Consider the following 21,479-nt stretch of genomic DNA (forward strand, 5'->3'; position numbering starts at 1 on the left):
ACCCCCCAGGTCATCCGTTCGACAGAGGGGACACAGTCATACCGGGCCCGGAGGCCAGCGGTCCCATTGCAGGACCGCGAAAAACATAACGGGGGTCCCCGACCCGCGGACGGACGGCGGACGGCCCGCGGACGACCACGGGGCCGACGGCGGAGGGACAACGGACGGCCCCGGAGGACGGCGGCCGGCCCGGTCAGGGCATCTCGTCCGGGTCGCAGCTGGCCCGCCGCAGCCCGATCGTGCGCAGGGCCCGCATCAGGGCGTCGAAGTCCCCTTCACGCACGACGTGGACGGCACCCTCGACCGCGAGGCCGGACACGGCACGGGGGACCTGGCCGGCGGCTGTCCGCAGCACCACACCGCTCGGAGGGTCCAGGCCACGGACCCCGCGGAACACGCGGAGGACCGCCGGGTCCGAGTCGATGGTGTCGAGTCCGGCCGGGAGGGACATGACGGTGATGTCGGGCAGCAGGACGCGGGCGTGCGCGAGGGCGACGGCAGGGTCGTGGGCGTGCGAGACGACCTGGAAATGCGGGTTGCGCTGGATGCCCGAGCGCAGCAGTTCCAGTTGCTCGCCGTCGGGCACGCCGACCACCAGGACCGTCATCACCCTTCCCATCCTGCTTTCGGGCTCACTTCGGGGCGACCCGAGGGGCTGGCCGCACTCCGTCAGACCGGCGCAGGCTCGCCGAGGGGCCCCTCGTCAGCCGGCTCGCCAACCGGCTCCGCATTCAGGCTCCGCTCGCCGCACGCGGCCTGCGTCGCGGGTGCGGCCTGAAGGTGCTGGGCCGCCTCGGCGGCGGTGTACGAGGAGGCGAAGGTGAAGGCGCGCGGGGACGGGCCGTGCGCCCGCAGGTCGTTCAGCCGGTCCAGCGCCTCGCCCACGGTCGGCAGGTGACCGGCGGGGATCCACCAGAGCACCAGGTGCGCCTCGACGTGCCGCTCGAACCATTCGCGGCGCCGCCGCATCACCTCGAGGTGCCCACTGCGGTACGCGAAGTTCCAGAGGGCCTCCTGGGTCTCCCACACGGACAGGTTGACGATGACGTCCTCCCCCGCCGGGCGCAGGCCGGTGGCGTCGGCCGCACCCTCCTCGACAAGACGCCACACGAAGCCGGGCGCCCCGTCTGCGGCGGCGTTGACCGGATCCAGCATCTCGACGAACGGTGCGATGCGCGGGTCGTCGAAGGGGTGGAGGAGTGTGGCGACGTTGAGCTGGGCGAGATGGGGCGCGTGTGCGGATTCGGTCATGGCCTCATCCCAACACGGCCCCCTTTTCTATGTCAATGTTCATTGTCTTTAGAAGACTCGACCACCACACAGCACTCCCCCGGCCTGGCATCCATGCGGGCACGGACCGGGCCGCCCGTACCGAGCAGCCCCTCCAGCAGCGCGAGGTTCATGCCGCAGACGAGAGGGGGGAAGCGTTCGGCGACGGCATGGAACGGACAGTTGCGCATGCGGACGACGACCTCCCGGCCGGCCTCATCCCGCTCACTCCCCTCCCCCTCTTCCAGATGCGGTTCGTAGCCGCGGGAGGCCAGCAGCTCCACGGCCTCTCCGAGGCCGCTGCAGGGCGCCGCCGCGCCGCGCAGGGACTCGCCCCGACGGCGCGCCGCAGCGCAGAGCCCGGCATCAAGTCCGGCCTGCTCGGCAGCCTCGGCGAGCAGCTCGGCGGCGGTGCGGTAGTCGCGGGCGGGAAGCGAAACCGACCGCTCCACCCGCGCCCGCGTGTACACCTTGGCCGGCCGCCCCGCACCCGGCCCCGAGCGTCCCGTCAGCCGGCGGCTGCCGCTCTCCAGCAGGCCCGCCTCGGTGAGCCGGTCCAGGTGGTGCGCGGCGAGTGTACGCACCACGCCTGCCGCCTCGGCGGCCTCGTTACGGCCGACCTCGCGACCCTGGGCCGCCACGTACTCGTACAGCCGGCGGCGCACCGGATCCTGCAGCACCGCGATCACGTCGATGTCCTTCACCAGGCCATTCTAGAAACAACCCAGGTTGTAGATAGAAGGCGGGCGCGGCTGCCCTCCGGGAGGAGCTCCTGGCGATCCAACCGGCAACTGATCCGAGTTGCCACCTACCCCGGCCTGGTGCAGGCGGCCGAGCAGCGGAGCAGGCCGGTCGGACGGAGGAGCGGGTGGATGAACGCGAGTGGGGAGCGGGAGCCCTGGGAGATGCACGGCGGAGCCGGTGTGAGCCCGTTGCACTTCGGGATGTCCCCAGCGGCGGGGACAGCCGGCCCACGGATTCCGCACTCGGCTCGGCTTCATGCGCCGGAGGCGAACCTGGACTGCGACGGCCCCGGGCGCGACCGGGTGGCGTTCACCATCGAGCTGTCCATTTCATGAGCGCACCCATCGATGACACATCAGAGCCGGGCCCGTCGAGAAGTCGGCAACCGGTTTGCCGGCCTGGAGCCCGCCGACCCCGCAACCTCGGCCGGGCTCGAGCAACTGGCAGCAGACGCCGACCCGTACGTCCGTGACCAGGCAGCCGAGGCCCGCCGGCCCAAGCCCCTCCGCAGCTGACGATCACAGCGAGAACCACCGGCCACGGGCCCACAGCGAGCAGCTGGGGCTCGACGGGCGGACCCGGAAACGACTGCGGTCCGTCCACGCAATAGCCTCAGCCGAATGACCCGCAGCCGCAGCAGGACCGAGCAGCCTGTCCCCGCCGTGCCCCCTCCCTGTCGCACACTGCTGGACGACACCGACTGGGCGTCGCTCGCCACGGCCTGCGGGACAGGTGAGTCACTCCCGGCGGCACTGACGCTCCTGACCAGCTCGGATCCGGCCGTCAGGGAGTCGGCTCTCCGGGATGCCCTGGGACCCGTCACGCACCAGAACAGCATCTACGAGGCCACAGTGCCCGTGGCGCTCTTCGTGGCGGCGATACTCAACCATCCGGCCATCACTGCAGGTGACTACAGCCACGACGCCGCGACACCGCCCGTGCGCCCGACTCTCGTGCAGCTCCTCGACTGGCTCGGCGAAACCGCCCGCGACGCCGATGACGAATGCGTTGCCATCCAGGAGCGTCTCTACGGGGAGGGATGTCTCGATGACTTCCCGGAGATGAAGGCGTTCAGGGAGGCACGGCCGACGATCTTCTCCGCTGTTCGAGCCCTCCTGGGCCATGAGGACGCGGACGTGCGCCACGCCGCTCTGATCGCTGCCATCCCCCTCGTAGAACACCCCCTCCTCACGCCGCACCGCGCCGATCTGGCGGACCGAGCGCGACGTCTACTGGCCGCCGGCACCGACCGACGCCACCGCGACCGCGTCCTGGACGCGCTGAAGGCACGGGGTCACGACACCAGCGCACTGGAGAACGCGTCCGACGTCGCAGCCCGCGAGCACTATGCCCGCCTGGAAGCTGCACGCGCTTCTTGGGGCGGCGACTGGACTGGCGGGGGCTGCTGCAGCGAAGACCCGCCGTTCTGATGCAAGGTCCAAAAACCCTGTCATGGCCGTATGTGCGGGTCTTCGATGGGGCCCGCGCGGACGAGCGCGAGGTCGCGTTCGCGCCGGAAGCGGTGGAGAGCGTCGCCGTGGGCCGCGAGCGCCGCCACCGGCCCGGAGCCTGGTGATCACCGGGCCGGACAGCGCTCGGCCCGCCGTCAGCGGAGGGAGTGCGGGGCGGCTCGCGCAGAAAATCGAACATGTGTTGGAATGGGGAGGTGAGGTCTTTTTCCGGTTCCCCGATGATCTGGTCGCGCTCCAAGAGACGTGGCTTCGCACGTACGCCGAGCTCGCGCAGGTGCCCGCCGGGCGCGGGACCACCGTGCTGCGGCGCCGGCTGATCGCCCTGTCCGGCCGGTTGAACACCCATCCCCACTGGACCGCTCCCACGGGCTGGCGGGACGGCGGCGTCGAGCTGCGGCGCGCCGCCCGCAGCCGATCGCAGGCAGGGCGGGGGGCGGCCTGACGGCTTCTGCACCCGTTCGGGCGAAAGATCCGACGAGACCCTGCCGCCCACCCCACGAGACGCGCCATGGTCTGTTCGGAGACCGGTAGCTCGGACGAAGGGTGTGGAGCGTTGTACCTCAGGCGCATCGGAACGATCATGGCCGCAGCGGCGCTGACCCTACTGGCGGCCCCGGCCACCGCCGACGCCGCGGCGATCGCCTGCGGCGGCGGGACATCGACCGGCCGGGTGGCCGTCAACGGGTGCATCAGCGCCGAGCGGGGATCCGCCGGCCGGTTCCCCACGCGCGAGATCACCGCGTACCTCAAGGCCCGCAACACCGGGCCCAGGGGAATCGACGTCGCCTACGAGGCCTACTTCCGGGTCGTCGACGGCGGTCACTGGGAGAAGCTGGGCAGCGGACGCACCTACGTCCGCGCCGGCGAGTCGGTCGGCCCGCTCGAAGTGGGGAGCAGCACCCGGGTGTGCGGCCCTGTGAAGGTCGAGGTCCGCGTGCACGCGAAGGCCGGCGGTGCCGCGTGGAGCGGATGGTCTTCCGCAGCGACGAGGCAGTGCCAGACCTGAGTGCGGGCCCCTGCCCGAAGACGGTGCACGTCAGCCGCGCCACATGGGCCACAGGGTGGGCCCGCCACCGGGAAGGCGGATCTCATCGGTGACGCGGAAGCCCAGCCTTTCGTAGAAGGGAATGTTGGTGATGTTGCTGGACTCCAGGTAGACGGGTTGTCCGAGCCGGTCGCACTCGGCCAGCTGCTGGCGCAGGAGCGCCGAGCCGACCCCCGCCCCCTGGAGTCCCCGGTCCGTCCCCACCGTCGGCAGGTACCAGTGCGGCGTCTGCGGATGTGCCCTGTGAATGGCGTTCTGGACCTCCCCGGCCCGCGGCATCCCACGCAGGCCGAAGACGCGGGCGTACTCGGGCAGCGCCGCCAATTCCCGTACCGCGGAGGCCTTCCAGCGGCCGGGCCCCGACCACAGCGCCGCACCCAGCAGCCGCCCGTCGCCCGTCGCGGCGACCCGCACGCCGCCCGCGCGCGGCCTCAGTTGGCGCTGGGCCAGCCGGAAGTAGCGGGCGATCCTGCGTTCCCGGTCGGCGGCGGGGACCATCCACGCCATGACCGGGTCGCCGCTGAAGGCGCGTGCCAGGAGCGCGGCAACCGCTCCGGACTCGGTGGGCCGGGCCGGCCGGATGCCGTACCCGGCCAACGGATCTCCTGGGCATGGGCGTCTGCTCATGGGAACACGGTAGGCAGCCGGACCGGGCGCCCCGGCCGAACGGGGCGGACACGCCGTGCGAGCCACCCGCTCCGCGTGGAGGGAGCGGTTCGTGCGGATGCGGAATGCAGGCGTCAGAGGTGGTGGTCCGCCAGGTGGGCGAACGACACCCGGGCCAGAGCGGCCAGGGTCGCCGGGGTCGCCTCCGGCACGAGCGCGTGGAACGACCGGGCGAAAGCGTCGGACCGCGAGCTCAGCGCCCGCACCTCCATGGCCTGCGTCAGGCGGGGGATCACTTCGTGGTGGCACTCGGGGTGTTCGGCCTCGATGAAGGCCAGCAGGCTTTCCTCGTACGAGCCGTACTCACCGTCGTACGCCCAGGCGTCCAGCCCGAGCAGCAGGGGGAACCGGGCCCGTACCTCCCACGCCGCCAGCGGGACCTCCTCGTACCCGGCGAACCCCTGCCGGCCTGCCAGCCGCAGCAGCGCCGCAAGGCGGGTCATGAACTCGGGTACTGCCACGGGTACGTGCCCGGCCGCGGCCCCGGCGGCCGCGGTCCAAGCCCGGCGGGCGTCCTGCGGGCACCTCGCGAAGAACTCCTCGCTGAACGTCGTGGCCATGTGGTCCAGCCGGGAGGCGAGGGTCTGCAGGGTGTCCCGCCACGTGACGTCCCAGTAGTGGCCGGTCCGCGTGATCCGCGCCAGCCTCAGCACCTCCCATTCCAGCGCATCGGGTCCGTCCGCCACCAGCCCGACGAGGTGCGCGATCGGGCCACTGGTGTAGACGCCCTCAGGATGCAGTGCCACTGGTTCCCCCTTTCCTTCGTGATCCACGCCCCATCCAACACGCTCCGTCCAACCGTCCCCCCGTTGACCGCCGTTGCGGCAGGTGGGGCCGGTGAGACGGGCGGGACGGCGACGGCCGGTCGGGCAGAGTCCGGTGGCCGTCCGGTGTGTCTGCGCGGCGCGTGCGGCCGGGCTCCCTTGAATGGGCAGCCTCCTACGGAAACGGGCACCCGTATGACCCTCCCTGCACCGCACCAGGCTTCAGCACCCGCACCCGCACCCGCACCCGCACCGGCACGGGCACCGGCCCGGTACACCCGCCGGTCGCTCCTCGCGGGCACCTTCGCCCTGGCCACCGCCGCGGCGCTGCCCGTCGCGGCCGCCGGGCGCGCGTACTCGGCAGCCGGGCCGAACATCATCGGCTGCGCGACCTGGGGCGCGCGGGCCGCATCCGAGCCCGTGGTGGTCCTCGCCAACCGCCCCGAGCGGATCGTTGTCCACCACACGGCGACCGCGAACGTCACGGACTACTCCAAGCAGCGCGCATTCGCCCTGGCCAAGGCGATCCAGACCTACCACATGGACGCGCAGGGCTGGATCGACACGGGGCAGCACTTCACGATCAGCCGCGGCGCCTTCGTGATGGAGGGCCGCCACAACAGCCTCGCGGAGCTGAACACCGGCAGGCGCCAGGTGCGCGCGGCGCACTGTGTCGGGCAGAACACGGTGTCGATCGGCATCGAGAACGAGGGCACTTACACCTCGCAGGCCCCGCCGGCGGCGCAGTTCGCGGCGCTGGCCGACCTGTGCGCCCAGATCTGCAGCCAGTACGGCCTGCCCGCCTCCGAGATCTACGGCCACCGCGACTTCAACGCCACGTCCTGCCCGGGCGACCGCCTGTACGCCCTGCTGCCGACCCTCCGCCGGGAGGTCGCCACCCGCCTCGGCACGCCCCTGTCGGAGCCGGAGGAGGATCCGGTGTGGGACCTGGTCCGCCAGACCACCGGACGGCCGGCTGGCACGTTCGGCGAGTACCTGCCGGCTGGACTGCTGCCCTGACGGACGGTCTCGTACGAGTTCCGCGCCGCCCTGCTCTCGGCCCGGCCGGACGGAGCCAGCCCGGCCGCCTCCGTCCGGCCCCGTCCGGCCCCGTCCGGCTCCGCCCCGCCCCGCCGCGGCCGGTTTCGGGCCGTCAGATGTACCCCTAGCGGGGCGTAGGCCACGTTGTGGGTCCGTTTGCGCAGGTGCAGGCGGGTGCTGAGCCCGTGGGCGCGTTCTGCACGGTGCGCTCCGAGGAGGCCGGCTTCCCGCGGCGATTTCCTCGGTGCTCAGCCCGTCGGAGATGAGCCGCAGGACATCCGGCCGACCTTCCGGCACGGGGCCGTGTCGGGCTCGCGGCCCCGGTCCCTCAGTCGGATCTGAGGGTGACGGAGGGCGTCACTCCGTACGCCTGCCGGTAGGCGGCGGCGAAGCGGCCCTGGTGCGCGAAGCCCCAGCGTCCGGCGATGCCGGCGACGGTGGCGGCGCCCGACGGATCGGCGGACCGGAGTTCGGCGTGGGCACGGGCCAGCCGGACCCGGCGGAGGTGGCCGAGCGGCGTCGTGTCGGCGTGGCGGGTGAAGGCGTACTGCACCGCGCGCGGCGTGACCGGGATCGAGGCGGCGATGTCGGCGAGGGTGATGTCGCGGTGGGCGTTGGCCTCGATGTACGCGACGGCGCGGCGCAGGGTGTCGCTGTGTGCGTCCCGCGTGTCCCGGGGTGCGGGCGCGTCCTCCCGGGCGGTGTTCGGCAGCGTGCGCAGCACCGTGGCCGCCAGGTGCTGGGCGGCCGTCGAGACCAGCAGCCCGTCGGGGTCCGTGGATGCCGCGGCGTCGTCGAGGACGTGGTCGCGGAGGTAGGCGACGGCCGCGCCGAGCAGCCGGTTCTCGGCCGGGCCGACGGCCCGGGGGCCGGTGATCCGTACGCCCCCGCCGCCGGGGACGGAGGCGACCCGGTCGAGCAGGCGGGGGTCGAACATCGTGATCGTGTAACGGGCTTCGCGCACCTGCCCCGCGTACGGCCGGTCGGGCGGGGCGATGAGGAACGTCTCGCCGGGGCCGAAGACCTCCTCGCGGCCGCCGGTGGTGTCCACGATGGTTCCGCTGTGCATCGTCACCAGGCACACCTTGCCCAGGCACCCCGCGTCGTAGCCCATCGTGTAGCCGAACGACAGCCGGTCCACGCTCAGCCCGCCCACCGCGGTACGGGAGATCCGCGCCCGGGTGTCCGCGGGGCGCCCGCCGATCTGCATGGGGGTGTAGGCGGCGGACAGGAACGCCTCCGTGGCATCGAGGTTGCCGCTCTCGAAGAAGAGGTTCGTCATCGGGCCCTCCCTCGCCGGCACCGGGCACGGCCTGCCGTGGACAAGCCCCTCCAGTATGCCGTCGCCGGCCGACCGGACCGTCTAGGCACCGGAGCCGAAGGTGACGGGGAGGCTCAGGGGCCCGCGCAGCCCTCCCGGGCGCCAGCGGACCTCGTCCGGCTCCACGGCCAGGGCGAGTCCGGGCAGGCGGCGCAGCGCGGTGCCGATCGCGATCTGCCCCTCAAGGCGGGCCAGCGGCGCGCCCAGGCAGTAGTGGACACCGTGGCCGAACGCGAGGTGGGCGTTGTCCTGCCGGGTGATGTCGAGGCGGTCGGGGTCGGGGAACCGTGCCGGGTCGCGGTCGGCGATGGCCGACGCGATCAGGACGGTCGCGCCGCGCGGGATGGCCGTACCCGCGATCTCGATGTCCTCGCGGGCGAAGCGGGCGATGCCGGGGCTGACCGGGCCGTCGTAGCGGAGGAACTCCTCGATCGCGCTTCCCAGGAGCTCGGGTTCGGAACGCAGGAGGGCGAGCTGGCCGGGGTGGGCGAGGAGCATGGCGATGCCGCCGCTGATCAGGTTGACCGTGGTGATGTAGCCGGCGGCGAGCAGCAGGAAGACCATGGCGATGAGCTCGTCCTCGCTCAGTCGCCGTTCCTCGTCACGGGCGGCGATCAGTCCGCTGAGCAGGTCGTCCTCGGGGTGTGCCCGTTTGTCCCGGATGAGACCGGTCACGTAGGCGCGCATGTGCTGCCACGCTTCGTTCACCACTGCGGGGTCCGGCGGCTCCGCTCCACGCATGATCATGCGGTCGGTCCAGCGCTGGAAGTCGTGCCGGTCGTCCGGCGGTACGCCGAGGAGTTCGCCGATGACGGTGACGGGCAGCGGCAGCGCGAAGTCCGCGACGAGGTCGGCGCGGCCGGCCGGGGCGATCGCGTCGAGGAGGCGGTCGGTGACGGCCTGGATCCGGGGCCGCATCTCCGCGACCCGGCGGGCGGTGAACGCCTTGGAGACGAGGCGGCGCAGGCGGGTGTGGTCGGGCGGGTCGCTGCGCAGCATGTTGCTGAGCATCGACTCGCGCTCCGTCCCGGGCAGTTGGGCCAGGAGCCGGGGGTCGGAGGCGTCGCGTACGTCGCTGCTGAGCCGGGGGTCGGACAGGGCTGCGAGGCCGTCCTCGTAGCGGGTGACGAGCCAGGCGTCCAGGCCGCCCGCGGCGACGACGCGGCGTACGGGCCCCTCCTCGCGCAGTTCCCGGTAGAGCGGGAAGGGATCCGCGAGGAAAGCCGGGTCGGAATAGGGAAGAGGGACCGGCCGCTCACTCATCGTGCCTCCAGGTATACGACGCCCCTGCCATGGGAAGTGAGGATATGCGCCCGAGTCTCCATGAATGTTGCTTTTCGGTCATGGCGCAGGAGCCGCACGCCGTCCCGACGGCCCGTCAACTCTCGGCGCCGGTGACAACCTGATGGCCTGTCGATGATCGATGGACTGGTGATCTGGGCCAAGGCCCGCTCCGGAAAGTATGATCAAGAAATGGCTGACATGACCGAAACTACGCCAGGCTGGCTGACCAGTGACGAGCTGGACGCGGCCAGGGCCCAGATGCCGATCCTTTACGTCGAGGCCGTTCCCGTGCGCGTCGACGAGACCGGCGAAGTCACCAGCGTCGGGCTGCTCCTGAGGATCGGCGCGGACGGGACGATCAGCCGGACGTTGGTGTCCGGCCGTGTCATGCACCACGAGCGGATCCGTGACGCGCTGCTGCGCCACCTGGAGAAGGACCTGGGCCCGGTGGCCCTGCCCCTGGTGCCGGCCTCCCTGCAGCCCTTCACGGTGGCCGAGTACTTCCCCACGGCCGGGATCACCCCGTTCCACGACCCGCGCCAGCACGCGGTGTCCCTCGCCTATGTCGTACCGGTGACGGGTGACTGCCGTCCCCGGCAGGACGCCCTGGACCTGGTGTGGTTCAGCCCGCAGGAAGCGGCCTCGGCGGCCGTGCAGGGGGAGATGCCGGGCGGTCACGCGGTGCTGCTGAAGCAGGCCCTGGCGCACGTGGGACGCACGTACTGAGGCCGCCCCCGGACCCGCGCGCCGAAGCCGCCCCCGCGCGGTCGTCCGTCTTCGGCTACGGGGTCTGCGCCGGGGTGAACCTCGTGAGGATCAACAGGGTGTCGACGAGGTCCTCGGCGGGGGCGCCGGTGGCCAGGCGGCGCAGCTGCTGCCCGAAGACCAGGGCGACGGCCGCCCCGGCCAGGCGTTCGGGGTCGGGGACGCCCAGTTGGGTCAGGATCCGGGCGGCCAGCAGGTCGTAGGCGGCGAAGCAGTCGGCCGCTGCGGCCCGCAGCCTTTCGTCGCGGCCGGCCTGGACGTACAGCTCGAAGGGCGCTATGTGGCGGCTGTCGAAGGCGTTGCCGCCCGCGACCTGCGCCACCACCTCGGCGGCCTGGCCGATGTCGAAGTGCTCGTCGGAGCATTCGTCGGCCAGCGCCGTGAAGTGCCGGGTCTCCTCGGCCACGAAGTGCAGCAGGCTCTCGCGCAGCAGCTCGTGCTGGGTCGCGAAGTGGTAGGTGACGGAGCCGAGGGAGACCGCGGCCTCCTTGGCGATCCGCCGGTTGGTGACGGCCGCGATGCCGTCCTGCCCGATGATCCGCAGTACGGCGTCGATGATGCTCTGGCGGGTGGCGGAAGCGTGGGGCATGTCCGCATTCTGCCCCATCGCCGGGTGCCGCCGCCCATGCGGGGCGGGCGAGTTGGGTGCCCGGGGTGTGGACAAGCAGCGGTGCGATCCCTACTGTTCGTTCGAACGAACAACAGGGGAACGCCGCAACGCCGCACGGGAGTCGTCGTGGAGATGTCCGGATCGAACGTTCTGCTCACCGGGGCCACCGGAGGCATCGGCTCCGCCCTGGCCGCGCGCCTGACCGCGCAAGGGGCCCGCCTCACGGTGACGGGCCGGCAGGAGGCCGCCCTCAAGACCGCCGCGGACGCCTGCGGGGCCCGGGCCGTGATCGCCGATCTGGCCGTCCGGTCCGACGTGGTGCGCCTCGCCGAGACCTGCGCCGATGCGGACGTCCTCGTGGCGAACGCCGCACTGCCCGCCAGCGGCGACCTCCTGGACTACACGGAGGAGCAGTTGGACCGCGCCCTCGACGTCAACCTGCGGGCGCCCGTCCTGTTGTCCCGGCTGCTCGCGGAGCACATGGCGGCCCGCGGCCGCGGCCACATCGTGCTGGTCGGTTCCATCTCCGGCAAGGCGGCGACCAGATCGACCTCCCTGTACAACGCGACGAAGTTCGGGCTGCGCGGGTTCGCCCTCGCCCTGCGCCAGGAGCTCAGGGGCACGGGCGTGGGGGTGTCCCTGGTCCAGCCGGGCTTCGTCCGCGACGCCGGGATGTTCGCGGCCACCGGTGCCTCCACACCGAACGGCATCCGGACCGTCACGCCCGGGCAGGTCGCCGACGGCGTCGTGCGGGCCGTCCGCCGCGACCTGTGCGAGGTCAACGTCGCGCCGCTGGAGCTGCGGCTGCTCAGCGCCATCGCCGGGCAGTTCCCCGGCTTCGCCGAGCGGATCCAGGCCCGGACGGACGTCGACGGCTCCGTGCGGCAGATCGTCGAGGCCCAGCGCTCACGGCGTTAGCCCGTCTCCGGCGGCGGTCCCCCGCCGACGGGACCGCCGCCTCCCGCCCGTCCGCGCCGCTCCTCCCGGTGGTTCGCTCCTCTCAACGCTTCGTCCTGGCAGTGGTTCGTCCTCGCACCTGCACCCTTCCATGCCACCTCATGCGAACGGAGAGCACGGCTGTGCCGAGTGAACACCTTTCGAGCGGCGGGCCCGGGGCCCACCCCCGGGTCGAGCGCAGGTCCCTGCTCCGATTGGGGGCCCTGATGGCGGCGGGCGGGGCCGCCGCGCTGGTTCCCGCACCGGTCGCCCACGCCGCGACGCGCGGCGGTGGCACCGACACGGTGACCACCTACCAGGGCCGCTCCCCGTACGGCAACGACCAGTGGGCGTACGTCGCCTTCGACATCCCCGCCGGAGTGCAGCGGATCTCCGTCTCCGCCTCCCACGACGGCTCCGCCGGCATCCTGGACCTCGGGATCTTCGGTCCCACCGGCTTCCGCGGCTGGTCGGGCGGCGCACGGACCGGCTTCACCCTCGCCGCCTCCGACGCGACCCCCGGCTACGTGCCCGGTCCCGTCGAGCCCGGCCGCTGGTCGGTCATCCTGGGGCCCATGGTCAGCAGTCCCGGCGGCATGGCCTGGCAGGTCGACGTCACCCTCCATGAGGGAGCCCCGCTGCCCCGGGTGCCGTACGACATCCTGCCCACCGCGGTGGCGGGACGCGGCCCCGGCTGGTACCGGGGCGATCTGCACCTGCACAGCCTGCACTCCGACGGGCAGCGCACGGTGGACGAGATCGTCGCCGCCGCCCGCCAGGAGGGGCTGCACTTCATCGCCACCTCCGACCACAACACCAGCTCCACGGGCGTGACGTGGAACGGGAACGTCCCGACCGACCTGCTGGTGATCAACGCCGAGGAGGTCACCACCCGGCACGGCCACTGGCTGGCCGTCGGCCTGCCGCAGGGAGAATGGGTGGACTGGCGTTACGGACCCGCGAACCAGGGGGTGTTCGAAGGTCACGCCCGGCGCGTGCACAGCCTCGGCGGGCTGACGATCGCCGCCCATCCGCTCACCCCGGCGCCCGGATCCTTCTGGGAGTTCGGCCTCGACCGCGTGGACGCGCTCGAGGTGTGGAACGGCCCGTGGACCCTGGACGACGCCGCCAACATCGCCGCCTGGCACGTCATGCTCTGCCTCGGCAAACGGGTGGCCGCCGTCGGCAACAGCGACGCCCACAGCCCTGCGGACGCCGTCGGCAGGCCGCACAACGTGGTGCGCGCCACCGCTCTGTCGACCCCTGCCGTGCTGGACGCCCTGCGCCTGGGACGCTCGTACGCCGTCGAATCCGCGGCGGTGGCCCTGGACTTCACGGCCCGCGCCGGCGCGGCGGTCGCGGGCCCCGGCGAGGAACTGCCCCTGTCGCACTTCGACGCCGTCGACGTCACCCTGAACGTGACGGGAGCCCCGGACAGCATCGCCACCCTCCACACCGAGTGGGGCATCATGGCCGCCACCCGCATCGACGGCAGTGGCCGGGGGCAGCTGCGGTGGCGCGGCTGGGGAAAGGCGTCGATGTTCGCCCGGGCGGAGGTGCGCCGGCCCAAGCCCGCCTCCACCACGCTGGACCAACTGGTCGCCATCACCAACCCGGTGTGGTTCTACTCCGCCCGGCTGCCCCCGTACGACGTGGAACGGCGCGTGCTGTTCCACACCGAGCGCCGTCCCGACGGGGCGTGGAGCGGCATGCGTCCACTGCCGGGTGCCGTCGGCGCCCCCTCGTTCGCCGGGGTGCAGAGCGCCGTGGCGGGGATGGCGGACGGTTCGGTCGTGGTGCTGGGCATCGCGTCGGACAACGGCCTGTGGCTGACCACCGCACGGGGTGCGGTCACGCTCCAGCCCTGGCAGCGCGTCGCGGGGCCGGACGGCTCGGCGGAGTTCACCGTCCGGGAGGCGGACATCGCGGCCTTCCCCGACGGCACCTGCCAGATCGTGGCGACGGCCGTGGACGGCACCGCGTACCACCAGCTGCGGCGGGCCGACGGCGCACTGACCGGGTTCCGGGCTCTGCCGGGGTCCCCCGCGGCGAGCCGCTGGGGTGCGACGAAGGTGGCGATCACCGCCATGCCCGACGGGTCCGCCCAGTTGCTCGGTTACGGCACGGACGGCGCCATGTACCACTGCGTCCGCGGGCGTACGGGTACGTGGACGCCCTGGGGCCGGCCGGCCGGCCACGGCGGGGCCCCGACCTTCGCCGGCCCCGCCCTGGCAATCACCGGCATGCCCGACGGGTCCTCGCAGGTCCTGGCGATCGGCCTCGACGGGATCGTGTACCACCAACTGCGGCGGCCGGACGGCTCCTGGACCGGATTCCGGCCCCCGCTGGGCGTCACCACCCCCACCATGGGGGCCAGCGCCGTCGGCATCGCGGGAACGCCCGACGGATCGGCCCAGGTCGTGGCGGTCGGGCTCGACGGACGGATCTGGCACAACGTCAGGAGGCCGGACGGCTCATGGACCCCGTTCGGCCGGATACCGGGCCCGAACGGGAGGGACCCCTTCCCCGCGGGCCAGGTCCGTATCGCCGCCCTGCGCGACGGCACCGCGCACGTGACGGCCGTCAGCGCGGGCTAGGACCCCTCGGGTCTCCGAGTCGGGGCCGCAGGGGCCGACGGGGCCGTTGGGCCAGCAGGTGTCCCGGGCGGTGAGTTCGACGGGTAGCCCTGGTCCTGCCCCAGGCGGAGGAAGGCGGTGTCCGGTCCGGTCGTCGCCGCCGTGGACGGTGGCGTACAGCAGGGCGGGGTAGGTCCCCGGGCCCTCGCTGAGCAGCCTGTGTCCCCGGTCGAGGCTGAGCGGATCGTAAGGGTCTGCGGCCGGGGCGGGATGCCTCGGCAGGGCGACGGACCGTCGTCCGGTCGCCGGGGAGAGGGGAAGGTCAGGCGGCGGCAACCGGCGACCCGGTCGCTCGCGCGGTCGCGGTCGCGGTGGTGCCGGTGCCGGGGCCGCCGGCTTCATGGGGCAACGGTAAGGCGACCGTGTCTGCCGCGGGCGATTCGTTCTCGCCGGGCCGGGCCGCCCACCCGTCGCGGCGGGGCTCACGCCCGGATGCCCGCCCGGGGACCCTCCGCCCGCATCAGGAGGTGGCCCCGGCGGAAGCGCTCCTCCGCGCCGGGCTCCCGGAGCATCCGCCCGACCTCGACGAACCCGGCCTCGCGGGCCATGTCGGCGAGGTCGTCGATCGGCCATCGGTAGGCGGTCGTCACCTTGTGGTCGAACGGCGCCGGCGGACCGCCTTCGGCCTCGAAGAAGGCGAGCAGGAGGGTCCCGCCCGGAGCCAGCACGCGCCGGAACTCCGTCAGATAGGAGGGGAGTTCCGGCGGCGGGGTGTGGATCACCGAGTACCAGGACACGATGCCGCCCAGCGCGCCGTCGGCGAGGTCCAGGGCGTCCATCGAGCCGACTTCGAACCGCAGGTCCGGGTGGGCCTCGCGGGCGAAGTCGATCATGGCAGGCGAAAGGTCGACGCCGAAGACGTCCAGCCCCAGGTCGCGCAGATGCGCCGTCACGTAGCCCGGCCCGCATCCCAGCTCGGCCACGGGGCCGGCACCGGCGATCCGGGCGAGGTCGGCGAACGCGGCGAGTATCGAGCGGTCCAGCGGAACCCCGTCGAGCGAGTCGCGGGCGAGGTCCGCATAGAGGACGACGACGGCGTCGTAGGCGTCGGACGTCGCGCGGAGGTGGGCGGGCAGTCGGGTCATGGGGAACGACCTTGGAGGCTGCGTGGCCGGTCCGGTGCCGGTCAAGGCCCGGTGGTCCCCTCGACCGCCCAGGCCAGGTACCGCTCGGAGGTCGCGTCGGCATGCACCACGATCCACTGCGGCACGTCGTAGGGGTGGCGCTCGTGCACCCACGCCTCCAGGCGTCCGACGCCGTCCGTGGTCGTCGTGAAGGAGACGCGGTAGCCGCGTTCGTGCTGCAGGGCGCCCTTGTCCCAGTGGAAGAGGGTCATCCGGGCCTCGACGTCGGCGGCGGCGGCCAGCCTGGCCTCCACCGCGCCCTGCGCCATTTCGTAGGCCTTCGCCTCGTCGTTCACGGTCGTCTGCGCGATCACTATGTTCGCCACGCGTGTCTCCTCGATCGGGTTGCCCCCACCCTACGGCGGGAGTTCGCGTGCCGGGCCCGCCCGTCCGGCGGTCGGGCACGGTGGCCGCCGACACCGAGGGCGGCGTGCACTCGCGGCCCGGGCCGGGGCGGCGGTCGCCCGCCCCCGGTCGCCGGGGCGCGGTTCAGCCGGCCAGGGCGACGAGCCTGCGGTACGCCAGTTGGTCCGCGCGCCTGGCGGTGAGGTGGACTCGGACGTCGGCGAGGTACTCCTTCAGGGCGGCGTACCCGGCGGTGTAGGTCTCCTCCTGCGCTTCGGCCGCCGGCGGCATCCAGAGGATCAGCAGGAACTCGTTCCTCCGCGTGCCCTCCGGGCTGGCGAAGGAGAGCTCGTGGACCACCAGCCGGGGCTCGTCCGAGGGCAGGCCCTGGACCAGCTCTTCGTGGGTCAGGTTGCCCTCCAGCTCGGGGACCAGGACGTCCGGAGGGTCCGCGTGACGGAGGACCACGGTGTTGACCTCCCGCTGCTCCCTCAGGTGGTGGAGGGCGGCGAGGCAGCCTTCCGACAGCCCGATCGCGCTGCTCATGGGGCTCACCCCTCCGTGCTGGTCGGGTCCGGGCGCCGGCGACGTCCGCCGGTCGAAGTCCCCGACGCCACCCGACCGGCCCGTGCATCCTCACGCCGACCCGCGTGCGGTGCGGCGCACCCGGCCCGCGGTGCGGGCAGAAGTCACCCGGCCGGCCGCACGTGTGCCCTTCGGACGTGCGGCCGGTACGAGGGCGTGCGGTGGGACCGAACGGCTGTGCGGGGCCCGAAGGGCCCCCACCGCCGCGGGGACGGCGGGCGGAGCCGTCCGGGTGAGCGCGTTCCGGCCAGGCGGCACGGCGGTTCGCGCGGCGGGCCAACCCCCGCGTACCCGGACCGGCCGCCTCGCCCGCCTCCCCCGCATCCCCCGTTCTGCCCGCACCGAGCCGCGCCGGGCGAGATCGGCAAAAGGCTGCACGGCCGTGTTCGCGTCACTAGAATTCGGCCAGGCCGGGCGCTTGGCGGGGGGTCCAGTGGAAGCATTGGTTCCGGGTGATCCGGTGCGGGTCGGACCGTACCGCGTGGTCGCGCGGCTCGGCAGCGGGGGCATGGGGCGGGTCTATCTGGCCCGGACGCCGGGCGGGCGCAGCGTGGCCGTGAAAGTGGTGCATCCGGAGCTGGCACGGGATCCGGAGTTCAGACTGCGGTTCGCCCGCGAGGTCGCCGCCGCACGGGCGGTGGACGGGCGGTTCACCGCCCAGGTCCTCGACGCCGGTGTGGACGCCCCGACGCCGTGGCTGAGCACCGTGTTCGTCCCCGGGATGTCGCTCGCGGAGGCGGTGGCCGAACACGGCCCCTTCCCCGAGGAGTCGGGGCTCGCCCTGGCCCGCGGCCTGGCCGCGGCGCTCGCGGCGGTGCACGCGGCCGGGCTGGTGCACCGGGACCTGAAGCCGTCGAACGTCCTGCTCGGCCCCGACGGACCCAGGGTGATCGATTTCGGCATCTCGCGGGCCGCCGAGGCGAGCGCCCTGACCCGCACCGGTATGACCGTCGGCTCGCCGGGCTTCATGTCCCCGGAGCAGGCGGGCGGCGGCGCGGTCGGTGCGGCCTCCGACGTGTTCTCGTTCGGGACGGTGCTGGCCTTCACACTGACCGGCGAGAGCCCGTTCGGGACCGGCGCCACCCCGGCGCTGCTGTACCGGGTCGTTCATGCCGAGCCCCGGCTGGAGGGCCTCTCGGGGGTCGCGCTGGACCTCGTACGGCGTTGCCTGGCCAAGGATCCCGCGGCGAGGCCGACGCCGTCGGCGCTGTCGGCGGAGCTGTCCGCGGGGTCGGGCGGGGTGGACGGGGCGCGCCCGGACGGTTCGGCGTGGCTGCCGCCTGCCGTCGCGGGCAGTCTGCTCGCGCGGGCCTCCTCGGCGCTCGAAGCGGACTCGGGTCCCACCGGGTACGTGCCGACCCGCGTGGACCCCGGCGCGGTGGACGCGGACCTGTCCGTCGGGTTGACGACCGGGGCGACGGGCCTGCCGGGCCGGGCCGGCGGGCCGGCGGAGTCGGACCCCCCGGGTGCGCCGTTGGCCCCGCCGGGCGGCAGCGCGACGCGCCCTGCCGGCCCCCGCGCTCGGCTCCGGACGGCGCCCTTCCTGGCTGCCGCGGCCGTGGTGGTGGCCGCGGCGATCGGGGCCCTCGCGTACACGGCCGGCCAGCCCGACAAGGAGCCGGACCCGACATACGTCTCCCAGGACGAGGGCGGCGACGGCCCGTCGGACGACACCCCTTCGCCGACGGAGACGAGCCCGGAGCCGGCCGACGGTGAGACGGCGCCGCAGGAGCCCTCCCCCGACACGACGGACCCGTTCGACGACTGGTCCCTGGCCGACGAGGCCGACGTCCGGCTGCCCACCGGCCACGGCCTCGACGCCTCGGACTTCAAGGACGCCAAGTCCGGGAACGGTTTCGACGTCGACCTGCACGAGGACTGGGATCTCGCGGGGGACGACATCCTGCTGCTCAAGGACGAGGACTCCGACGTGAACAGCGACTGCCTCGCGGACGAGTGGGCCTCCGGCTACGGAACCCTTGTGGAGGACGCCGAGTGGGGCATCGGCGACAAGATCTGCGTCCGGCCCTCCTCCGATGTGCTCCTCGTCCTCCAGGTCACCGACATCGCGAACGGCCAGGACGGCCACCTGGAGGCCCTGGCCAAGCTGTGGAAGCGGCAATAGCGGCGGCTACGAGGTGGTGGGGCGGGTCTCCAGCTGCGCCTTCAGGTTGCGCAGGGTGGTCCGGATGTTCTTCCGCTGGAACTCGGCGAATGTGTGGCCCCGCGTCGCGATCCGGTCGAACGTGTCGGCCACGGGGTCGGGCCAGCCGCGGCGGTCGTCGGTCCACGTCTCCGTGACCTCGGTGCCCCCGGGCACGGCCGCGAAGCGGTACTCCCATGTGGCGATCGGGCCGCGCAGCCACGGACGTCGCAGGCCTATGGCGTGGACCCTGAACCGGAAGAGCCGGTCCGGGTCGGCGGCCGTCACCGTGCAGCGGGTCGTCCAGCGCAGCGGGCCGCGCTTGTTGCGTCCGTCGAAGACCATCCCGACGCGGGTCGCGGTGCCGGGACCCTCGGCCGGGGTGGCGCCCAGGTTCTCCGGGCTCCAACGGCCCATGAGGGCCGGGTCGGAGACGTGCTGGTAGACCGTCGACGGGTCGGCCGCGACGAAGACGGTGTCGTGGACGCTGAACGTGCGGGGCATGTGGCTCCCTCCTCGGAGCACGACGGTAGCGGTCGCCGCCCCGCCCCCGGCCGGCGGCCCTGCCGCCCGGGTCCCGGGCGCCCCTCAGGCCCGCTGCAGCATGCGCCGCCGCAGGGCGTCGTAGACGGGCGGGATCCCCAGCCGGTCCGCCGTCACAGCAGCGGCGAAGCAGGCGGTCAGCAGGGGCAGCAGGAGCACGCCGGCGCCGGTCATCTCCGTCACCAGGACGACACCGGTGAGCGGTGCCCGCACCACACCGGTGAAGACGGCGGCCATCCCCACCACGGCGAACGCGGCCGGACCCGCCGCCCCGGCCGGCAGCAGCGGGGAGGCGAGCGCGTGGGTGAGCGTCCCCCACAGGGCTCCCAGGGCCAGCAGCGGGGCGAACAGCCCGCCGGGCGTCGCCGCCGCATAGCTGAGCGGACCCGCCACGAACCGTACGGCGAGGCAGACGGCCAGTGCCGCGGCGGTCAGGCTCCCGCCCGCCAGCAGGCGCTCGCTCAGCTGGTCGCCGCCGCCGGTGAGGAGCGGGTCGACGGCCATCAGTGCCCCGACGAGGGCTCCGATGGCGGCCGCCCGGACGACGAGGGGGACGCGGGTGAGCCGGTCGCACACCTCCAGGGTCCCGACGACCAGCGCACTGTACGCGGCGCCCAGCGCCCCGGCGGCCACCCCGAACAGCAGGAAGACCGGCAGCATCCACAGCGGTGGGGCGGGGACGGCCGACAGGGGAAGGACGAGTGCGTCGCCCACGATCAGTCGGGAGCCGGCCACCGCGGTGACCGTGCCGACGAGCGTCAGCAGCACGAGGCGGGGCCGCACGGTGCCGGTCACCTCCTCGCAGACGAACACCAGCCCGCCCAGCGGGGCGGTGAAGGCCACCGCCAGGCCCGCCCCGCCGAGCGCGGTGTGCAGCATGCGTGCGTCCTCGGCGTCCAGCCGGCCGCGCCTGCCCGCCCCGGACCCGATCGCGGCTCCCATGTGGACGATCGGCCCCTCCCGGCCCAGGACCAGACCGGAGCCGATCGCGACGAGCCCGCCCGCGAACTTGGCCGGCAGCAGCCAGGCCGACCGGGCCTCGGCCTCCTGCCGCCACACGGCTTCCACGTGCTGGATCCCGCTGCCCGCGGCATGCGGGATCCGCCGGGCGATCACGCAGGCCACCGCCGCGCCCGCCGCCGTGAGCACCACGGGGACCAGCCGGCCCGCTCCGCCCAGCCCGGCGGCCGCCTCCAGAGCGGAGGTCCGCAGCAGATCGGCGCGTTCCAGGCACCACCGGAAACCACCGCCGACCAGCCCGACCAGACACCCCGCCAGCGCCGCGACCACGAAGGCGCGGCCGTCTCCCCACCCCCGCCCGCGTGCCACGCCCTAGTGCTGGGGCAGGTGGGTCTTGGCGTCCTCGTACGTCGCCCCGCCGGGTGCGGCGGCCACGGCGTAGAAGAGGTTCAGCACACCCGTCCGGAATGTCTCGGCGGACAGCAGCTCCAGCGGCAGCGGCGCCGCGTCCTGCTCGAACAGGCGCATGCCGCCCCGCACGGCGATCGGGTGCAGCAGGAGGTTCAGCTCGTCCAGGAGCCCGGCGGCCGCCAACTGACGCACGACGGATACCGAGCCGCTGATCCACACCGGCGTGTCCGTGCCCGGTTCCTCCCGGAGGGCGGCGACCCCCGCGGCGAGGTCGCCGACGAGCTGTTCGGAGTTGCGCCAGGTGAAGTCCAGCGGGCTGCTCGAGACCACGATCTTGCGGGCGTCGCCCAGCACCGTGGCGAACGGGGCGTCCTCCCCGCCGGCCGCTTCCCGTCCCGGCCAGGCTCCCGCGAAGCTGTCGTAGGTCCTGCGCCCCAGCAGCAGGGTGTCGGCCCGGCCGAGGGTGGCGTCGACGGCGGCGCCCATCTCCTCGTTGAAGTAGGGGAAGTGCCATCGGTCGGGCGCCTCGACGACGCCGTCGAGCGAGATGAACAACTGCGCCTTGATCTTTCTCATACCGGCCTCCGGGAGCGGGTCGTCGGGTCATCGGGGCGTCTCGGGCGTTCCGTCCGTGTACGGGCCCATCCAAGGGCACCCGGTCGCCGGAACCCGGTGCATTCACCCGCACGGCGGCTGCGTCACGCCCCCGGGGCTCCGCCGATGACCGGCGGCTCGGGATTGCGTGCGAAGAAGTGCAACCCGATCGGGTTCTCGGCCGGAAGTGGGGGTGAGGGGCCGCCGTTTCGGGTCCCTCG

General features: G+C 73.4%; 22 protein-coding genes. 8 read left to right on the top strand and 14 right to left on the bottom strand.

What is annotated here, in order from left to right; all coding sequences use genetic code 11:
* Nucleotides 1–193 precede the first annotated feature (193 nt).
* The 3 genes from ACZ6JS_RS30305 to ACZ6JS_RS30315 all read right to left on the bottom strand — a co-directional run bounded on the left by ACZ6JS_RS30305 (nucleotide 194) and on the right by ACZ6JS_RS30315 (nucleotide 1,973).
* Entirely contained in the window at nucleotides 194–607 is a 414-nt protein-coding gene (locus tag ACZ6JS_RS30305) for a response regulator (RefSeq protein ID WP_469302668.1), read from the bottom strand.
* 62 nt (nucleotides 608–669) lie between these two features.
* Complete coding sequence (locus ACZ6JS_RS30310; protein WP_469302670.1) at nucleotides 670–1,251, bottom strand: DUF3291 domain-containing protein; 582 nt, start codon at nucleotides 1,249–1,251, stop codon at nucleotides 670–672.
* Nucleotides 1,252–1,283: 32 nt separating this feature from the next.
* Nucleotides 1,284–1,973, bottom strand: coding sequence for a helix-turn-helix transcriptional regulator (locus ACZ6JS_RS30315; RefSeq protein ID WP_469302672.1), 690 nt, complete (start codon nucleotides 1,971–1,973; stop codon nucleotides 1,284–1,286).
* 660 nt (nucleotides 1,974–2,633) lie between these two features.
* On the opposite strand from ACZ6JS_RS30315, the gene ACZ6JS_RS30320 reads away from it, so the two are divergent.
* From ACZ6JS_RS30320 to ACZ6JS_RS30330, 3 genes are all read left to right on the top strand, one after another.
* Nucleotides 2,634–3,443 (top strand): hypothetical protein, encoded by an 810-nt coding sequence (locus ACZ6JS_RS30320; protein ID WP_469302674.1) that lies wholly within the window; start codon nucleotides 2,634–2,636, stop codon nucleotides 3,441–3,443.
* A gap of 142 nt (nucleotides 3,444–3,585) precedes the next feature.
* Complete coding sequence (locus ACZ6JS_RS30325) at nucleotides 3,586–3,927, top strand: hypothetical protein (protein ID WP_469302676.1); 342 nt, start codon at nucleotides 3,586–3,588, stop codon at nucleotides 3,925–3,927.
* 111 nt (nucleotides 3,928–4,038) lie between these two features.
* The gene (locus tag ACZ6JS_RS30330; RefSeq protein WP_469302678.1) at nucleotides 4,039–4,491 is read left to right on the top strand and encodes a hypothetical protein; all 453 of its coding nucleotides are present in this window, start codon (nucleotides 4,039–4,041) and stop codon (nucleotides 4,489–4,491) included.
* Nucleotides 4,492–4,521: 30 nt separating this feature from the next.
* Here ACZ6JS_RS30330 and ACZ6JS_RS30335 read toward each other — a convergent pair whose 3' ends face one another.
* Nucleotides 4,522–5,157 carry a GNAT family N-acetyltransferase gene (locus ACZ6JS_RS30335; RefSeq protein WP_469302680.1) on the bottom strand — a complete coding sequence of 212 codons (636 nt, stop codon included), beginning with the start codon at nucleotides 5,155–5,157 and terminating at the stop codon, nucleotides 4,522–4,524.
* A gap of 113 nt (nucleotides 5,158–5,270) precedes the next feature.
* Nucleotides 5,271–5,942, bottom strand: a complete 672-nt coding sequence (locus ACZ6JS_RS30340) for a hypothetical protein (protein ID WP_469302682.1) — start codon at nucleotides 5,940–5,942, stop codon at nucleotides 5,271–5,273.
* A 213-nt stretch (nucleotides 5,943–6,155) separates the two neighbouring features.
* Between ACZ6JS_RS30340 and ACZ6JS_RS30345 the strand changes: the two genes are divergently transcribed.
* Nucleotides 6,156–6,980: a peptidoglycan recognition protein family protein gene (locus ACZ6JS_RS30345; protein ID WP_469302684.1), complete on the top strand. Its 825-nt coding sequence runs from the start codon at nucleotides 6,156–6,158 to the stop codon at nucleotides 6,978–6,980.
* Nucleotides 6,981–7,329: 349 nt separating this feature from the next.
* Here ACZ6JS_RS30345 and ACZ6JS_RS30350 read toward each other — a convergent pair whose 3' ends face one another.
* Together ACZ6JS_RS30350 and ACZ6JS_RS30355 are read right to left on the bottom strand one after the other, a co-directional pair.
* Complete coding sequence (locus tag ACZ6JS_RS30350; protein ID WP_469302686.1) at nucleotides 7,330–8,283, bottom strand: AraC family transcriptional regulator; 954 nt, start codon at nucleotides 8,281–8,283, stop codon at nucleotides 7,330–7,332.
* 81 nt (nucleotides 8,284–8,364) lie between these two features.
* Nucleotides 8,365–9,585, bottom strand: a complete 1,221-nt coding sequence (locus tag ACZ6JS_RS30355; RefSeq protein WP_469302687.1) for a cytochrome P450 family protein — start codon at nucleotides 9,583–9,585, stop codon at nucleotides 8,365–8,367.
* A gap of 219 nt (nucleotides 9,586–9,804) precedes the next feature.
* Here ACZ6JS_RS30355 and ACZ6JS_RS30360 point away from each other — a divergent pair, with 219 nt between their 5' ends.
* Entirely contained in the window at nucleotides 9,805–10,332 is a 528-nt protein-coding gene (locus tag ACZ6JS_RS30360) for an NUDIX hydrolase family protein (protein WP_469302689.1), read from the top strand.
* Between the two features lie 55 nt (nucleotides 10,333–10,387).
* On the opposite strand, the gene ACZ6JS_RS30365 is transcribed toward ACZ6JS_RS30360, so the two are convergent.
* Nucleotides 10,388–10,960 (bottom strand): TetR/AcrR family transcriptional regulator, encoded by a 573-nt coding sequence (locus tag ACZ6JS_RS30365; RefSeq protein ID WP_469302691.1) that lies wholly within the window; start codon nucleotides 10,958–10,960, stop codon nucleotides 10,388–10,390.
* A gap of 147 nt (nucleotides 10,961–11,107) precedes the next feature.
* Here ACZ6JS_RS30365 and ACZ6JS_RS30370 point away from each other — a divergent pair, with 147 nt between their 5' ends.
* Both ACZ6JS_RS30370 and ACZ6JS_RS30375 read left to right on the top strand, forming a co-directional pair.
* Nucleotides 11,108–11,899 (top strand): SDR family NAD(P)-dependent oxidoreductase, encoded by a 792-nt coding sequence (locus tag ACZ6JS_RS30370; protein WP_469302693.1) that lies wholly within the window; start codon nucleotides 11,108–11,110, stop codon nucleotides 11,897–11,899.
* A 245-nt stretch (nucleotides 11,900–12,144) separates the two neighbouring features.
* Nucleotides 12,145–14,514, top strand: coding sequence for a CehA/McbA family metallohydrolase (locus tag ACZ6JS_RS30375; RefSeq protein WP_469302694.1), 2,370 nt, complete (start codon nucleotides 12,145–12,147; stop codon nucleotides 14,512–14,514).
* Between the two features lie 461 nt (nucleotides 14,515–14,975).
* On the opposite strand, the gene ACZ6JS_RS30380 is transcribed toward ACZ6JS_RS30375, so the two are convergent.
* From ACZ6JS_RS30380 to ACZ6JS_RS30390, 3 genes are all read right to left on the bottom strand, one after another.
* Nucleotides 14,976–15,638 (bottom strand): class I SAM-dependent methyltransferase, encoded by a 663-nt coding sequence (locus tag ACZ6JS_RS30380; protein WP_469302696.1) that lies wholly within the window; start codon nucleotides 15,636–15,638, stop codon nucleotides 14,976–14,978.
* Nucleotides 15,639–15,679: 41 nt separating this feature from the next.
* Complete coding sequence (gene cutA, locus ACZ6JS_RS30385) at nucleotides 15,680–16,003, bottom strand: divalent cation tolerance protein CutA (protein WP_469302698.1); 324 nt, start codon at nucleotides 16,001–16,003, stop codon at nucleotides 15,680–15,682.
* Between the two features lie 163 nt (nucleotides 16,004–16,166).
* Nucleotides 16,167–16,568: a cofilin family protein gene (locus tag ACZ6JS_RS30390; RefSeq protein ID WP_469302700.1), complete on the bottom strand. Its 402-nt coding sequence runs from the start codon at nucleotides 16,566–16,568 to the stop codon at nucleotides 16,167–16,169.
* A 499-nt stretch (nucleotides 16,569–17,067) separates the two neighbouring features.
* Between ACZ6JS_RS30390 and ACZ6JS_RS30395 the strand changes: the two genes are divergently transcribed.
* Nucleotides 17,068–18,732 (top strand): serine/threonine protein kinase, encoded by a 1,665-nt coding sequence (locus ACZ6JS_RS30395; protein ID WP_469302702.1) that lies wholly within the window; start codon nucleotides 17,068–17,070, stop codon nucleotides 18,730–18,732.
* Between the two features lie 6 nt (nucleotides 18,733–18,738).
* Here ACZ6JS_RS30395 and ACZ6JS_RS30400 read toward each other — a convergent pair whose 3' ends face one another.
* The 3 genes from ACZ6JS_RS30400 to ACZ6JS_RS30410 form a co-directional block, all read right to left on the bottom strand.
* Nucleotides 18,739–19,254: an SRPBCC family protein gene (locus tag ACZ6JS_RS30400; RefSeq protein ID WP_469302703.1), complete on the bottom strand. Its 516-nt coding sequence runs from the start codon at nucleotides 19,252–19,254 to the stop codon at nucleotides 18,739–18,741.
* Between the two features lie 84 nt (nucleotides 19,255–19,338).
* Nucleotides 19,339–20,622 (bottom strand): ClC family H(+)/Cl(-) exchange transporter, encoded by a 1,284-nt coding sequence (locus ACZ6JS_RS30405; RefSeq protein WP_469302705.1) that lies wholly within the window; start codon nucleotides 20,620–20,622, stop codon nucleotides 19,339–19,341.
* A gap of 3 nt (nucleotides 20,623–20,625) precedes the next feature.
* Complete coding sequence (locus tag ACZ6JS_RS30410) at nucleotides 20,626–21,240, bottom strand: dihydrofolate reductase family protein (protein ID WP_469302706.1); 615 nt, start codon at nucleotides 21,238–21,240, stop codon at nucleotides 20,626–20,628.
* Nucleotides 21,241–21,479: the final 239 nt, after the last annotated feature.

The organism is Streptomyces sp. NPDC046349 (genome assembly GCF_055587885.1).